Below are 15067 nucleotides of genomic sequence, written 5' to 3' on the forward strand. Positions count from 1 at the left end.
TCAAAGGTGAGCTTGTCGCCGACGTAGATCGCCCGAGAGACTCCTGGCCTCCAGATCGATACCTTCGGCGTGGGCAAACTCTTCCATGTTTCGCCACTTCACGACGCCGTTCGGCAATCCGTACGCGAGTTCGTCGTCTTTCGGCGCGTCATAGGTATCGGGCGCGCTCGCGAAGCGTTTCTTACGCCATGCGAGCGCGACGAGCAGCGGCTTTGCATGCGGCAACACTTTGAAGACGCGGATCCAAGCAGGTCTTTCGTCGAGCGGAGAGATGCCGAGGCTCTCGTCGCTATCGTCGGCCGATGCGCGCGCCCATCCGACTACGACGACTTTCACGGCTTTTCCGGCGTGATCGAGTTGTTCCTGCCGTTGAACCTGTTTCCCCAGCAACTAAAAACGGGAGACCGGAACATGCGATCCGGCCCGGAAGTATTCCGCGATGACCCAGTCTCCGCCCGTCGAGACGATGGGAACATCGCGCCGGCGTTCATAGCCGTAGATTCCTGTGAGATGGGTGAGCAGCGTCTGCGGAACGCGAGCAGCCGGAAAAGAATAGCGCGCGGGCTTGAATTCGCCGGTTTCGGACTTGATCGAGTTGGCGACGCTCATATCGAGCTTAAGGACTCGGGGCGGCAAATTGATCGAGACGAGCTGTCCATTCGCGATCTTCGCGATGTACGGCGGATGCGATGATTCGATCGTTCTCGTCGCCGTGTTCGCAGAGGTGGCCGCTACCGACGTCAGGAAGAGTGCGGCCTTGAGCATCAGCACAACACGATGGCGTTTGATTCTTGTCATTCTTAGGTGTTAGGGAAAGCGAGATAGCCAGCGTTCGGAGACGCGTCGGTATGGTAGGGCCTTAGTAGTAATCGGGAATGCAAAATAGTGCCAAACGTTTATCGCCGATCGCGCATTGACATCGCGCTTTCCCCAGGTTTATCTCGAGCGAGCGGCTGTTATCACCTTCGCGGTACGCCACTTGCTCCTTCCACGCGCACCAACCGGGTTTTCCCGAGGTTTGCGCGTCGCAACATCGAAACCTTCATCGACGCCTTGACACGATCACACACAAAGCCGATCATTCGATCAAACAGCGAGCAATTGTTCATTCGCGGAGCGTTCACTCACCGCGATGAAACGAGGCAAAAGAATCGGAGACATCGGTGAGACTGAAAGACAAGGTCGCGATCATCACGGGCGCCGCGAGCGGCATCGGCGAGGCGGTCGCCCGGCGCTATCTGGAAGAAGGGGCGCAAGTCGTGGTCGTCGATGTGAAGAGCGAAGACGACATCGCCCAGCGCTTCGCGGACGTATCCGCGCACGCGCTCGCGCTCAAGGCCGACGTCACGCAGCGCGCAGACATCGAACGCATCGTGACGCGCACCGTCGAGCGTTTCGGCGGTATCGACATTCTCTTCAATAACGCGGCGCTCTTCGACATGCGCCCGATCCTCGACGAATCCTGGGACGTCTACGACCGTCTCTTCGCGATCAACGTCAAAGGCATGTTCTTCCTGATGCAGGCGGTCGCGCAGCGCATGGTCGAACAGGGGCGCGGCGGCAAGATCATCAACATGTCATCGCAGGCCGGGCGGCGCGGCGAAGCGCTCGTGTCGCATTACTGCGCGACCAAGGCGGCGGTGATCAGCTATACGCAATCGGCGGCGCTCGCGCTCGCCAAAGAGCGCATCAACGTGAACGGCATCGCGCCAGGCGTCGTCGATACCCCGATGTGGAAGGAAGTCGATGCGCTCTTCGCGCGCTATGAAAACCGTCCGCTCGGCGAGAAGAAGCGGCTCGTCGGCGAAGAAGTGCCGCTCGGGCGCATGGGCGTGCCCGCCGATCTGACGGGCGCGGCGCTCTTTCTGGCGTCATCGGATTCGGACTACATCACCGCGCAGACGATCAACGTCGACGGCGGCAATTGGATGAGCTGACGCAACGCGCGCGTGCCCGGCATCCCGACATGCGCGGCTTGAAGCGCGGGAAGCACCGTCTATAGTGAAACGGCGTCGCGGCGAATGCGCTCGACGTGCGAAGTGCGAAGTGCGGCAAGGCAAGACCCCGGCAACCACGCGATTCCACGATCGCGCACCTTCAAAAGCAGGCAGGCATACACGGCGTTTCGAGGTCATGCAGCGCGATCATCGGCGGCGCCCGTGCCAACAAAAAGGAGACGAACTCTTATGAAACGCACTCAACGCATCGTTCGAGCACAACCGCGCGCACGCCGCGCTCCGTTCGTCGCGGGCGCGCTGTCTGCCGCGCTGGCCGCGGCGGCGCTCGTGCCGTTGTCGGCGCATGCGGCGACCATCACCATCGCGACGCTCAACAATCCGGACATCATCGAGCTGAAGAAGCTCTCGCCCGCGTTCGAAAAAGCCAATCCCGACATCAAGCTGAACTGGGTGATTCTCGAAGAGAACGTGCTGCGCCAGCGCGCCACGACCGACATCACGACCAATAGCGGCCAGTTCGACGTGGTGACCATCGGCACCTACGAGGCACCGCAGTGGGGCAAGCGCGGCTGGCTTTCGCCGATGACCAACCTGCCCGCCAGCTACGATCTCGACGATGTCGTGAAGACCGCGCGCGACGGCCTCTCGTCGGGCGGCGTGCTGTATGCGCTGCCGTTCTACGTCGAAAGCTCGATGACGTATTACCGCAAGGACCTGTTCCAGGCGGCCGGCCTCAAGATGCCCGACCAGCCGACCTACGACCAGATCAAGCAGTTCGCCGACAAGCTCACCGACAAGTCCAAAGGCCAGTACGGCATCTGCCTGCGCGGCAAGGCAGGCTGGGGCGAGAACATGGCGTACGTGTCGACGGTCGTGAATACGTTCGGCGGCGAATGGTTCAACGAGAAGTGGCAGGCGCAGCTCGACACGCCCGAGTGGAAAAAAGCAGTCGGCTTCTACGCCGATCTGCTGAAGAACGACGGCCCGCCGGGAGCCAGCTCGAACGGCTTCAACGAGAACCTCACGCTGATGTCGTCGGGCAAGTGCGCGATGTGGATCGACGCGACGGTCGCCGCCGGCATGCTCTACAACAAGGCGCAATCGCAGGTGTCGGACAAGATCGGCTTCGCGGCCGCGCCCGTCGCGGTCACGCCGAAGGGCTCGCACTGGCTGTGGTCGTGGTCGCTCGCGATTCCGAAGACGTCAAAGCAGCAGGACGCCGCGAAGAAGTTCGCCGCGTGGGCGACGTCGAAGGAATACATCGAGATGGTCGGCAAGGACGAAGGCTGGGCCTCCGTGCCGCCGGGCACGCGCAAGTCGACGTATGCGCGTCCGGAGTACAAGCAGGCCGCGCCGTTCGGCGACTTCGTGCTGAAGGCGATCGAATCCGCCGATCCGAACGACGCGACGCTGCACAAGGTGCCCTATAGCGGCATCCAGTTCGTCGGCATTCCGGAGTTCCAGTCGTTCGGCACGGTGGTCGGCCAGTCAATCGCGGGCGTCGTCGCGGGTCAGACGAGCGTCGATCAGGCGTTGAAGGCCGCGAACGCGGCGGCGGATCGCGCCGTGAAGCAGGCGGGCTACCAGAAGTAAGGTCCGTTGTAACGGGCCGCGTCGCGTGACGCGGCCCGCGAAGCATCATCGAGAGGTGACACGATGAGTCAACTGAATCCCCCCATCACCGATCATCATCTGGAGGAGTCCGCCGCCGAACGCGACAAGCGGCGCGCGAAGTCGGTGCGATGGCTGATCTCGCCATCGACCGGACTGCTCTTCCTGTGGATGGCCATTCCGCTCGCGATGACGATCTGGTTCTCGTTCTCGCGCTACAACCTGCTCAATCCCGATGTCAAAGGCTTCGCGGGTTTCGACAACTTCGAGTTCCTCGTCACCGATCCCGCGTTCGGGCCGTCGATCGGTCATACGCTGACGCTGATCCTGTCGGTGCTCGTCATCACGGTCGTCGGCGGCGTGCTGCTCGCTGTGCTGTTCGATCGCAAGTTTTTCGGTCAGGGCATCGCGCGGCTGCTCGTGATCGCGCCGTTCTTCGTGATGCCCACGGTCTCCGCGCTCATCTGGAAGAACATGATCCTGCATCCGGTGTACGGGCTGATCGCGGGGCTCATGCGCTCGATGGGCATGCAGCCGATCGACTGGTTCGCCGACTATCCGCTCTTCGCGGTGATCGTGATCGTCGCGTGGCAATGGCTGCCGTTCGCGTTCCTGATTCTCTTCACGGCGATCCAATCGCTCGACCAGGAGCAGAAGGAAGCGGCGCGCATCGACGGCGCGGGTCCGTTCGCGATGTTCTTCTTCATCACGCTGCCGCATCTGAGGCGCGCGGTCGCGGTCGTCGTGATGATGGAAACCATCTTCCTGCTGTCGATCTTCGCGGAAATCTACACGACGACGGGCGGCGGCCCCGGCACCGCGACGACCAACCTGTCTTACCTGATCTATGCGCTCGGTCTTCAGCAGTTCGACGTCGGCCTCGCATCGGCGGGCGGCATCCTCGCGGTGATTCTCGCCAACATCGTCGCGTTCTTCCTCGTGAGAATGCTCGCGAAGAACCTCAAAGGGGAGTACGAGTCATGAGCACGCAATCGGTCAATGTCCCGCCGCGGACCACCGCGCTCGGCCATGCGAAGAACATCGTGCCCGGCATCGTCGCGTGGATCGTTTCGATCCTGCTGTTCTTCCCGATCTTCTGGATGACGATCACCGCGTTCAAGACCGAGCAGCAGGCGTATTCGTCGTCGCTCTTCTTCACGCCGACGCTCGACAGCTTCCGCGAAGTATTCGCGCGCAGCAATTACTTCGGCTTTGCGTGGAATTCGGTGCTGATCTCGGTCGGCGTCACGGTGCTCTGCCTGATTCTCGCCGTGCCGTGCGCCTACGCGATGGCCTTCTTCCCGACGAAGAAAACGCAATCCGTGCTGCTGTGGATGCTGTCGACGAAGATGATGCCGTCGGTCGGCGTGCTCGTGCCGATCTATCTCTTGTGGAAGAACACGGGCCTGCTCGATACCGTGTCCGGGCTCGTCATCGTCTACACGCTGATCAATCTGCCGATCGCGGTGTGGATGGCCTACACGTACTTCAACGAAGTGCCGAAGGACATTCTGGAAGCGGGCCGCATCGACGGCGCGACGACGTGGCAGGAAATCGTCTATCTGCTCATGCCGATGGCGCTGCCGGGTCTCGCATCGACGGGTCTTCTGCTCATCATCCTGTCGTGGAACGAGGCCTTCTGGAGCATCAACCTGTCGAGCTCGAACGCGGCGCCGCTCACGGTCTTCATCGCGTCGTATTCGAGTCCGGAAGGCTTGTTCTGGGCGAAGCTCTCGGCGGCTTCGCTGCTCGCGGTCGCGCCGATTCTGATCGTCGGCTGGGTCTCGCAGAAGCAACTGGTCCGCGGCCTGACGTTCGGCGCGGTGAAGTGAGGGCGCGCTCGTGAATCTGACTCCATCCCGAGAGGCCGATCTGGAAGATCGTCTGCTGATCTGCGATTGCGACGGCGTGCTGATCGACAGCGAAACGGTGGCGGCGCGCATGCTCGTCACCGAATTGCAGGCGCTGTGGCCGGGCGTCGATGTCGAGCCGGTCGTGATGCCGCTGCTCGGCCTGCGCATCGAGGCCGTGCTCGCGAGCGCCGCCGATACGGTCAACCGCACGCTCACGCACGATCAGGTCGTCGCGATCCGGCGCGCGGTCGAAGCGGCGGCGATAGAGGCGCCGACCGTGCCGGGCATCGCGGAGGCGCTCGCGGCCGTGCCATTTACGAAGGCGTGCGCGAGCAACAGCTTTTCGACTTACGTCGATGCCGTGCTGCAGCGCACGGGCCTCTTGCGCTTCTTTGGCGAGCGGCGTTTCTGCGCGGATATGGTCGCCAATCCGAAGCCCGCGCCCGACGTGTATCTGGCGGCGGCGCGGGCGATGCGTATCGATCCGCTGCGCTGCCTCGTCGTCGAGGATAGCGTGACCGGCGTGACGGCGGCGCGCGCGGCGGGCATGCCGGTGCTGGGTTTCATCGGCGGCGGACATGCGAGCGAAGGACAGATCGGCGCGCTGGAAAAAGCGGGCGCGCAGGCGGTTTTCGACGACATGGCGCGGCTGCCCGCGCTCGTCGAGCAATGGCTGCAGAACGCGACGTTCGAAATCAGATAGCGAAGGCGTTGATCGCATCGCGAATGAAGACTGGGAGACACACACCATGGCTAGCCTGACACTGCGCAACATCAGCAAGCGTTATGAAGAGACCGAGGTGATGCGCAACATCAACCTCGATATCAACGACGGCGAGTTCGTCGTGTTCGTGGGCCCGTCGGGCTGCGGCAAGTCGACCTTGATGCGCATGATCGCGGGTCTGGAAGACATCAGCGGCGGCGACCTGATGATCGACAACGCGCGCGTGAACGAGCTGGCGCCCGCCAAGCGCGGCATCGCGATGGTGTTCCAGTCGTACGCGCTCTATCCGCACATGACGCTCTACGACAACATGGCGTTCGGCCTCAAGCTCGCGGGCGAGAAGAAGCCCGCGATCGATGCCGCCGTGAAGAACGCCGCTAAGATCCTGCACATCGACCATCTGCTCGATCGCAAGCCGAAGCAGCTTTCCGGCGGCCAGCGTCAGCGCGTGGCGATCGGGCGCGCGATCACGCGCAAGCCGAAGGTGTTTCTCTTCGACGAACCGCTCTCGAACCTCGATGCCGCGCTGCGCGTGAAGATGCGCCTCGAATTCGCGCGCCTGCACGACGATCTCAAGACGACGATGATCTACGTGACGCACGATCAGGTCGAAGCGATGACGCTCGCGGACAAGATCGTCGTGTTGTCGGCGGGAAATATCGAGCAGGTCGGCACGCCGAACACGCTGTATCACGCGCCGGCGAACCGCTTCGTCGCGGGCTTTATCGGCTCGCCGAAGATGAATTTTCTGTCGGGCACGATCGCCGCCGTGCAGAACGACGGCGTGCTCGTGAAGTACGCGACGGGCGAGACGCAACTCGTCGGCGTGCTGCCGGGCAATGCAAAGCCCGGCGATGCGGTGACGGTCGGCGTTCGTCCCGAGCATCTTCAGCCGAATTCGCCGGAAGCGGGCGATTACGGCCTCTCCGCATCGGCGATGACGGTCGAGACGCTCGGCGACGCGGCGTATCTCTATGCCGAAACCGAAGTCGCGCCTGACGGCCTGATTTCGCGCATTCCGCCGCTGGAAAAGCACGCGCGCGGTGAGAAGCTGAAACTCGGCGCGTCGCCGGAGCATTGCCATCTGTTCAACGCGGAAGGGCAGGCTTATACGAGGAAGGTCGTCGATTCATGGTTGCGGGAGCACGCGACGGCGGCTTGACGAATCTTGCAGATGCGGCGCCGTCCGGGAGGACGGCGCCGTGTTTTTTTGAGGCACTGCATAATCTGCGTTCACGACCGGTCACATCCGATGAGCGGCGGCCTTCCCACTATCGCCATGCCCGTCCTTCACGAAATCTTCGTCTATCCGATCAAGTCCTGCGCGGGCATTTCGCTGCATCGCGCGACGCTCTTCGAGACCGGCCTCGAATACGATCGTCACTGGATGGTGACCGATCCGGCGGGCGGCATGCTCACGCAGCGCGCGCACGCGCGCATGGCGTTGATCCGCACCGCGTTCGACGGCGACGAGCTCGTCATCGATGCGCCCGGCATGGCGACGCTGCGCACGCCCTTGCAAGCCGAAGCACTCGTCGATGCGAAGCCGATGCGCGCAACGGTCTGGCGCGACACCGTCGATGCGCTCGACACCGGCGAGCAGACTGCGCAATGGTTCAGCGCGTTCCTCGGCCTGCCGGCGCGGCTCGCGCGTTTCGCGCCGTCAGCGCGCCGCGATGTCAGCGACAAATGGACCGCGCCGCACGTCACGCAAACGCGTTTCGCGGATCAGTTCCCGTTGCTGGTGGTGAGTCAGGCATCGCTCGACGATCTGAACGCGCGCCTCTCGGCCAAAGGCGCCCCGGGCATCGCGGCGAATCGCTTCCGTCCGAATCTCGTGATCGACGGGCTCGATGCCTACGACGAGGATCATGTCGGCGAGATGCGGATCGGCGACGTGCAGTTGCGGCTCGTCAAGCTCTGCACGCGCTGCCCGATTCCATCGATCGATCAGGACACGGGCGCGCCGAATCCGGCATGGCCGCACGAACCGCTCGACACGATGAGCGCGTATCGCGGCAGCGAGCAGTTCGACGGCGCGCTCACCTTCGGCAAGAACGCGATCGTGCTGGAGGGCGAGGGCGTGGCGCTTGAGGTCGGGCGGGCGGTGGATGCGGAGATCGAGTTCTGAGCGTTCAGGCGTCGAGCGCGGCTTTCGCGCACAATTCGTCGGTTACGAGTCCGGACAGCCATTGTCCCTTCAACGCGGCGATCAGCGCGTCGCGCTTTCGCTGGCCGCCTGCGAAACCGATCGTCGGGCGTTTGGGCGGTGTATCGAGCTTGAGGCTCGTCACGCGCGCGCCGGTCTTCGAGCTCACGCGTTCGCCGTTCGAATCGATCGGCAGGCCGAGCCATTCGGCGACGGCGCCCGCCGACATCAACTCGTCCACTTCCGCGCGCGTGATGAAGCCGTCTTCGTGCAGCGGGCAGTTCACGCCCACGTTGCCGATGCCGACGAACGCCACGTCCGCCTGTTGCGCGAGTTCGCTGACGATGCGATACAGCCGGTGATTGACCCACTGCGCGCGTTCGGTTTCGCTGTCGGCCATGAGCGGCGCGGGCAGCATGAAGTGCTTGCCACCGGTCTTTTCCGATAGCTGCTGCGCGACGTCGTAGCGGTTCGACGAGCCGTCTTGCGCGATGGCGCCGACCATCGACACGAAACGATGCTGCGGCCGGTCGATCTGTCCGATCTGCGCGACGCAGGCTTTGAGCGTGCGTCCGCTGCCGATCGACACGACGAGCGGTTTCTCTTCGAGCAGATAGCGTTCCATCACTTGCGCGCCCGCGACGGCGAGCTTGCGGTCGACCTGTTCGGGCGCGTCGCCGTCGATGGGCACGACTTCGCACATCGCGAGGCCGTAGCGGTCGCTGAGCGCCTTCGCGAGCGACAGACAATCGGCGATGCGATGATCGACGCGCACGCGGATCAGGTTTTTTTCGACCGCGAACGCGACGAGGCGCTGGGCCACCGGGCGCGAGATCTGAAGCTTCTCGGCGATCTCGTTTTGGGTATTGCCGGCGACGTAGTAGAGCCACGCTGCGCGTGTTGCCAGGTCGAGTTTTTCTGTGGATTTGGGCACTGGGGTTTTTTTTTTGCGGGTTTTTTTTCGCCGGATCCCGGTTTGTTGTCGGTCTATTAGCACTGCCCCTGTGCGGGGCGGCAGTCACTTTCTTTGCTGCTGCAAAGAAAGTAACCAAAGAAAGCAGCTTCTGTCACGCCCGCGGTCACACGCAGTTTGGATAGTTCTCTCGTCCAAGGTGGCACTCGCCTAACGAGTGCCCTCATCACAATCACCGGGCTTGGCTCGCGCACGGTCTGATTTATCGCGACGCATGGCTCGTTGGTTCAGCACCAAATAGCTCCGGCCGGCTTCGCGGCCGATGGGTCAATCGGGGATGCGCGTGCTTCTCTACTTACGTCTCTATCTCACTGCACATGCTGCTCGTTGGTTTCCTTTGTGGACCCGACGGCAGCGGGTAGCGCTGTGCCGCAACTGTTTCGTGCTGAACCCGCGTCCTTGGCGTTATGGCTAGTCAGACCGTGCGCGATCCAAGTCCGCTTCGTCCTACGAGGACACTCTTTAGGCGAGTGCCACCGTGGACGAGAGAACTACCCAACGTGCGTGTGACCGCGGGCCTAAAAAAGCTGCTTTCTTTGGTTACTTTCTTTGCAGCAGCAAAGAAAGTGACTGCCGCCCCGCACAGGGGCAGTGCTAATAGACCACCAAGAAACCGGGATCCGGCGACAAAAAAGAAGCTCACTAAACCATAAAAGCCCACCCGAACCACAAAATCAAGCCAACCTCGGCCGCGCCGGATCGAACAAAGGCCGCACATGCTGATACAACTCCCGAAACCCTTTCAACCGCTGCCGCAGCAAAGCATGCCGCTCGGGATTCGGCGTGAACTCCCGCCTGATCTCGGGCTTGGCAAGCACGATAGAAGGATCGCCGCCCGCCGCGAGCCAGCCGAGCCGCGCCGCACCCAGCGCCGCGCCCGTCTCGCCGCCGCCGTGCGTGCGTGTCGGGGTATCGAAGGCATCGGCGAACATCTGCGCCCAGTACGCGCTGCGCGCACCCCCTCCGAGCATCGACAGCGCACGCGCCTGCGTACCCGCCGACTCCAGCGCATCGAGGCCATCGGTCAAAGAAAGCGTCACGCCCTCCAGCACCGAATAGCCGAGCAACGCGCGATCGGTCGCGTGCGTCATGCCGAAAAACACGCCCTGCGCATACGGATCGTTGTGCGGCGTGCGCTCGCCGCTCAGATACGGCAGAAACAACGGCGCGGACGGCAAAATGTCGGCGGGCAAGGCTTCGATTTCCGCGAGCAGCGTCGGCTCGTCCGTCGAAGTCAGCTTGCACACCCAGCGCAGGCAACTCGCCGCCGACAGCACCACGCTCATCTGATGCCAGCGATCCGGAATCGCATGACAGAACGCATGCACCGCCGATGCCGGATTCGGCCGGAATCGATCGCCGATCACGCACAGCACGCCCGACGTGCCGAGCGACAGGAAGCCGTCGCCCGGATCGGTCGCGCCGATGCCCACCGCGCTCGCCGCATTGTCGCCGCCGCCCGCCGCGACGATCACGCCTTCGCGCAGACCGAGTTCGCGCGCGAGTTCGGGCCGCAACGTGCCCGACGGCTCGCTGCCTTCCGCGAGCGACGGCATCTGCTGGCGCGACATGCTGCATGCCGCGAGCAACTCGTCGGACCAGTCGCGCCGCGCGACGTCGAGCCAGAGCGTGCCGGCGGCATCGGACGGATCGGACACTTTCGTGCCCGTCAGATGCATCCGTAAATAATCCTTCGGCAGCAGCACGCACGCGGTCTGCTTGAAGATTTCCGGCTCGTTGTGCGCGACCCAGAGCAGCTTCGGCGCGGTGAAGCCGGGCATCGCCAGATTGCCGGCGATCTGATGCAGATTCGGCGCGCGCTCGTAGAGTTCGGCGCACTCCTTGTCGCTGCGCATGTCGTTCCACAGGATCGCGGGGCGCAGCACGTTGTCCTGCGAGTCGAGCAGCACCGCGCCATGCATCTGACCGGACAGGCCAATGCCGCGCACCTGCGCGAACTCATCGGGAAAATTTTCGCGGAGCTTGAAAAGCGCGGCGCGCGTGCCTTGCCACCAGTCGAGCGGATTCTGCTCCGACCAGCGCGGCTTCGGACGCGATACGGTGAACGGCGTGCCCGCCGTGCCGATGACGCTGCCGTCGCTCGCGAGCAGCAGCACTTTCACTTCGGAGGTGCCGAGGTCGATGCCTAAGTACATGAACGGACCCTTTGTCGTTGCCGGGGCGTGGCCGGCCGTAAAGAGAGGCGTATTGCCGATGCCGCGAGAGGCGCTAATTTAACGCCACGCGGCGCGCCGCGCCATGGGCACATTACCCGAGCGGCGCGGCTTGCGATGCACGATTGCGATTAACGTGGCGATAACGTCGACGTTATGGCCGGTTCGCGAGCCACGCATCGACCTTCGCGACGGCCCCTCGCATCACGCGTTCGAGGCCTTCGGTCTGCGCCATGCTGCCCCACAGCAGCTTGTCGTCCGTGAACGCCTTCACCGGATCGGGCGCCGTGAAGAACGCGTGCGCGACCGCCGGATCCATCACGCCGTCCTGATAGGTGTAAGGCAGCTTGCCTTCGTGCCAGCGTTCGAGGAAGCGGAAGAAGAGCGCGGGCAGGATTGCGGTCGATTCGGGATCGGTCCTGCGCGCGAAACATTCGGACAGCGTCGGCGCGATGAAACCCGGCAGCTTCGAAAAGCCATCGGCCGCGACCCGCTGGTTCGTGTCCTTGATATACGGATTGCTGAAGCGGTCGAGCACGACGTCGCGATACTTCGCGAGATCGATCGGGCTCGGCGTGAGGCAGGGGATCACGTCGTCGGTCACGTAGGCGTCGGCGAGCGCGCGGATTTCCATGTCCTGCGTGCCTTCGTGAATGTATTGCAGCCCGACGAGCGTGCCCGCCCACGCGATGCAGCTATGGCTCGCATTGAGGATGCGGATTTTCGCTTCCTCGTACGGATGCACCGACTCGACCATCTCCGCGCTGACCTTCTCCCACGCGGGCCGCCCGGCGATGAAGTTGTCCTCGATCACCCACTGGATGAACTTCTCGCCCATCACGGGTGCGCGGTCGTCGAAGCCGGTCGCGGCCTTCACGCGCTCGGCGACATCGGGCGTCGGGCGGGGCGTGATGCGGTCGACCATCGCGTTCGGACACGAGGCATTCGCGATCATCCACTCGCGCAGCGCGGTTTCTCCGCGCCGTTCGAGAAATTCGAGCATCCCGGCCTTGAAGCGGTCGCCGTTGCTGCGCAGGTTGTCGCAGTTTTGCAGCGACACCTTGCCCGCGCCGCTTTTCATGCGCGCATCGAGGATCGCGGCGAGCGCGCCGTAGATCGTGGTCTTGCCGCCTCTGAGATCGGCGGCGAGATCGGCGTTGGCGGTGTCGAGCTTGTCGTGTTCGTCCAGGTAATAGCCGCCTTCGGTGACGGTGAACGACACGATCTTCGTCTTCGGGTCCGCGCCCACGGCGATGAGTTCGGCCAGATCCGCCGACCACGGCACGACCTTCTTGATCGCGCGGATCGTCTCGTATTCGCGCTCGCCTTGCGGCGTGACCGTTTCCAGCGTGTACGCGCCGTTCTGCGCGGCGAGCGCATCGAGCACGGCGTTCATGTCGCCGCGAATATTGCCGACGGCGAGCGACCACGTGTTGTCGCCCGACTCGTTCAGTCGATGCAGATACCACGCCTGATGCGCGCGATGAAAAGACCCGGCGCCGATGTGCAGGATCACGTTGGCTTCGTTCGTCATGTCGTCTCTTCCTCTGATTGGCGGTGCGCCCGTTCTTCGCGGACGGCGGATCGCACGACGCGCAATGGCGGTCGATGCGAAGTGAACATTTGCTCTCTCTATGATCGAATGATCGTATTCGCCCGAACGAAAGTCAAGGCGCGATGCGTCATGCGGACGGCGCAATTCGCGCGCCGCGCGACGCTCCGGTTACGCCGATGCGGCCGGATCGGGAATAACCCGGATAGTCAAGCCGATGGCCCTTGAACGAAGGTGCGTGAGCCAGATGCCATTCGACGCCTTTAACGATAGGCGGAAAAACACAACGCGGGAGACGGACATGGATTACGTGATCGGCATCGACATCGGCACGCAGAGCACGAAGGCGCTGCTCGTCGATACCAGTGGCGCGATCGTCGCGCAGCATTCGAGCGCCTATCATCCCGATACGCCGAAGCCGTTGTGGGCGGAGCAGTGGCCGTCGGTCTGGTTCGATGCCGTGACGGCGTGCATCGCGGGCGTCGTCGCGAAGGCGCGCGAGCGTGGCGTCGCCGCATCCGACGTGAAGTCGCTGTGCGTGAGCAGCTTGTATGGCGGCTCGGGCATACCTGTCGACGAGAACATGGAGCCGCTTTATCCGTGCCTCATCTGGATGGACCGGCGTGCGACGGCGGAAGTCGACTGGGTGCGCGAAAACGTCGACGTAAAGCGGCTGGAAACGATCACGGGCAACGGCATCGACAGTTACTACGGCTTCACGAAGATGTTGTGGCTGCGCGAGCATCGGCCGGACGTGTGGCAGAAGACGCGCTACTTTCTGCCGCCCAATGCGTTCGTGATTCAGCGTCTGACGGGCGAGCTTGCCGTCGATCACAGTTCGGCGGGCAATCTCGGCGGCGTGTATGACGTCGCCAGGCGCGCGTGGTCGGAGGAAGCGCTTGGCATGCTCGGCATTCCCGCGTCGATGATGCCGCAGCGGCTCGTCGAATCGTCGGACGTGGTGGGCGGGCTGTTGCCGCAATGGGCGGACGGGCTCGGTCTGCCGGCGGGCACGCCGATCGTCGCGGGCGGCGTCGATGCGGCGGTCGCGACGTTCGCGGCGGGCGTGACGAAGGCGGGTCATCACGTTGCGATGATCGGCACGAGCATGTGCTGGGGCTACATCAACCAGACTGTCGATGCGAGTCACGGACTCGTGTCGATGCCGCACGTCTACAACGGACGCCACGATCTCTATGTGTTCGGCGGCGCGAGCACGGCGGGGCAGTGCGTCGCGTGGTATCGCGATCAGTTCTGCCAGGGAGAGATTGCCGCGGCGAAGACGATGCCGGATGGCGATCCGCATCGCTTGCTGGAGGAGGCGGCGTCGAAGGTTGCGGCGGGATCGGACGGCGTCGTGTTTCTGCCGTATCTGATGGGCGAACGCAGCCCGGTCTGGGATGCGCGCGCGAGCGGGACGTTCGTCGGGCTGAGCCTGTTTCATACGCGGGCGACGCTTTATCGCGCGGTGCTCGAGGGCGTTGCGTTCGCGCTGAAGCACAACATGGAGGCGGGGCGGCGAGGCGCGCAATCGCTCGATGACCGGCTGATCGTCGTGGGCGGCGCGGCGCATTCGGATTTGTGGATGCAGATCATCGCGGATGTGACCGGGTATCCGGTGCTTTCGATCGAGCAAGATGTCGAAGCGGCGATGGGGGCGGCGTTGCTTGCCGCTCTAGCTGTGGGGCTTGTGGCGAGAGAAGTCGCCGAAGGTGGGTGGGTTACGCTGGTTGAGCGTGCGCAGCCTGATTCTGAACGGCAAAGGGTGTATGGGGAACGGTTCGGCGTTTATCTCGATCTTTATCCGGCTTTGAAGGGGTTAATGCATCGGTTGCGGGATGTATGAGGGGTTCTTTTGGCGGCCCGCGGTCGCACGGAGTTTGGGTAGTGCTCTTGTCCTCAGTGGCACTCGCCTGACAGTTGCCCTCGTCGCCGGGCGTGGCTTGCGCACGGTCGCACTGCTGATTCTTTTATGGAATCCTGATTTCTTTTCGGTCTATTAGCACTGCCCCTGTGCGGGGCGGCAGTCACTTTCTTTGCTGCTGCAAAGAAAGTAACCAAAGAAAGCAGCTT

At 63.3% G+C, this 15067-nt stretch carries 13 protein-coding genes; 8 read left to right on the forward strand and 5 right to left on the reverse strand.

Annotated elements, in window-relative coordinates:
- Together AWB77_RS04215 and AWB77_RS35595 are read right to left on the reverse strand one after the other, a co-directional pair.
- Positions 1 to 336, reverse strand: coding sequence for a hypothetical protein (locus tag AWB77_RS04215; RefSeq protein WP_157694744.1), 336 nt, complete (start codon positions 334 to 336; stop codon positions 1 to 3).
- A gap of 54 nt (positions 337 to 390) precedes the next feature.
- The gene (locus AWB77_RS35595) at positions 391 to 609 is read right to left on the reverse strand and encodes a hypothetical protein (protein WP_157694745.1); all 219 of its coding nucleotides are present in this window, start codon (positions 607 to 609) and stop codon (positions 391 to 393) included.
- A gap of 554 nt (positions 610 to 1163) precedes the next feature.
- Between AWB77_RS35595 and AWB77_RS04225 the strand changes: the two genes are divergently transcribed.
- From AWB77_RS04225 to AWB77_RS04255, 7 genes are all read left to right on the forward strand, one after another.
- Entirely contained in the window at positions 1164 to 1937 is a 774-nt protein-coding gene (locus AWB77_RS04225) for an L-iditol 2-dehydrogenase (RefSeq protein ID WP_061133069.1), read from the forward strand.
- A gap of 249 nt (positions 1938 to 2186) precedes the next feature.
- Positions 2187 to 3551 carry an ABC transporter substrate-binding protein gene (locus AWB77_RS04230; protein WP_096031079.1) on the forward strand — a complete coding sequence of 455 codons (1365 nt, stop codon included), beginning with the start codon at positions 2187 to 2189 and terminating at the stop codon, positions 3549 to 3551.
- A 63-nt stretch (positions 3552 to 3614) separates the two neighbouring features.
- A complete protein-coding gene (locus AWB77_RS04235; RefSeq protein ID WP_061133070.1) occupies positions 3615 to 4553 on the forward strand; it encodes a carbohydrate ABC transporter permease in 939 nt (312 codons plus the stop codon).
- The gene (locus AWB77_RS04240) at positions 4550 to 5401 is read left to right on the forward strand and encodes a carbohydrate ABC transporter permease (RefSeq protein WP_061133071.1); all 852 of its coding nucleotides are present in this window, start codon (positions 4550 to 4552) and stop codon (positions 5399 to 5401) included. The genes AWB77_RS04235 and AWB77_RS04240 overlap by 4 nt, the downstream gene beginning before the upstream one ends.
- A 10-nt stretch (positions 5402 to 5411) precedes the next feature.
- Positions 5412 to 6125, forward strand: a complete 714-nt coding sequence (locus tag AWB77_RS04245) for an HAD family hydrolase (RefSeq protein WP_061133072.1) — start codon at positions 5412 to 5414, stop codon at positions 6123 to 6125.
- Positions 6126 to 6171: 46 nt separating this feature from the next.
- The gene (locus AWB77_RS04250) at positions 6172 to 7308 is read left to right on the forward strand and encodes an ABC transporter ATP-binding protein (protein ID WP_061133073.1); all 1137 of its coding nucleotides are present in this window, start codon (positions 6172 to 6174) and stop codon (positions 7306 to 7308) included.
- A gap of 117 nt (positions 7309 to 7425) precedes the next feature.
- Positions 7426 to 8277: an MOSC domain-containing protein gene (locus AWB77_RS04255; RefSeq protein ID WP_061133074.1), complete on the forward strand. Its 852-nt coding sequence runs from the start codon at positions 7426 to 7428 to the stop codon at positions 8275 to 8277.
- Positions 8278 to 8281: 4 nt separating this feature from the next.
- Here AWB77_RS04255 and AWB77_RS04260 read toward each other — a convergent pair whose 3' ends face one another.
- The 3 genes from AWB77_RS04260 to dalD all read right to left on the reverse strand — a co-directional run bounded on the left by AWB77_RS04260 (position 8282) and on the right by dalD (position 12976).
- Positions 8282 to 9229, reverse strand: a complete 948-nt coding sequence (locus AWB77_RS04260) for a sugar-binding transcriptional regulator (RefSeq protein ID WP_061133075.1) — start codon at positions 9227 to 9229, stop codon at positions 8282 to 8284.
- Between the two features lie 713 nt (positions 9230 to 9942).
- Positions 9943 to 11424: a xylulokinase gene (gene xylB / locus AWB77_RS04265; protein WP_061133076.1), complete on the reverse strand. Its 1482-nt coding sequence runs from the start codon at positions 11422 to 11424 to the stop codon at positions 9943 to 9945.
- A gap of 172 nt (positions 11425 to 11596) precedes the next feature.
- Positions 11597 to 12976: a D-arabinitol 4-dehydrogenase gene (gene dalD / locus AWB77_RS04270; protein ID WP_061133077.1), complete on the reverse strand. Its 1380-nt coding sequence runs from the start codon at positions 12974 to 12976 to the stop codon at positions 11597 to 11599.
- 319 nt (positions 12977 to 13295) lie between these two features.
- On the opposite strand from dalD, the gene AWB77_RS04275 reads away from it, so the two are divergent.
- A complete protein-coding gene (locus AWB77_RS04275; protein WP_061133078.1) occupies positions 13296 to 14840 on the forward strand; it encodes an FGGY-family carbohydrate kinase in 1545 nt (514 codons plus the stop codon).
- Positions 14841 to 15067 lie beyond the last annotated feature (227 nt).

It is taken from the genome of Caballeronia fortuita (assembly GCF_001544835.2).
Classification (GTDB): domain Bacteria; phylum Pseudomonadota; class Gammaproteobacteria; order Burkholderiales; family Burkholderiaceae; genus Caballeronia; species Caballeronia fortuita.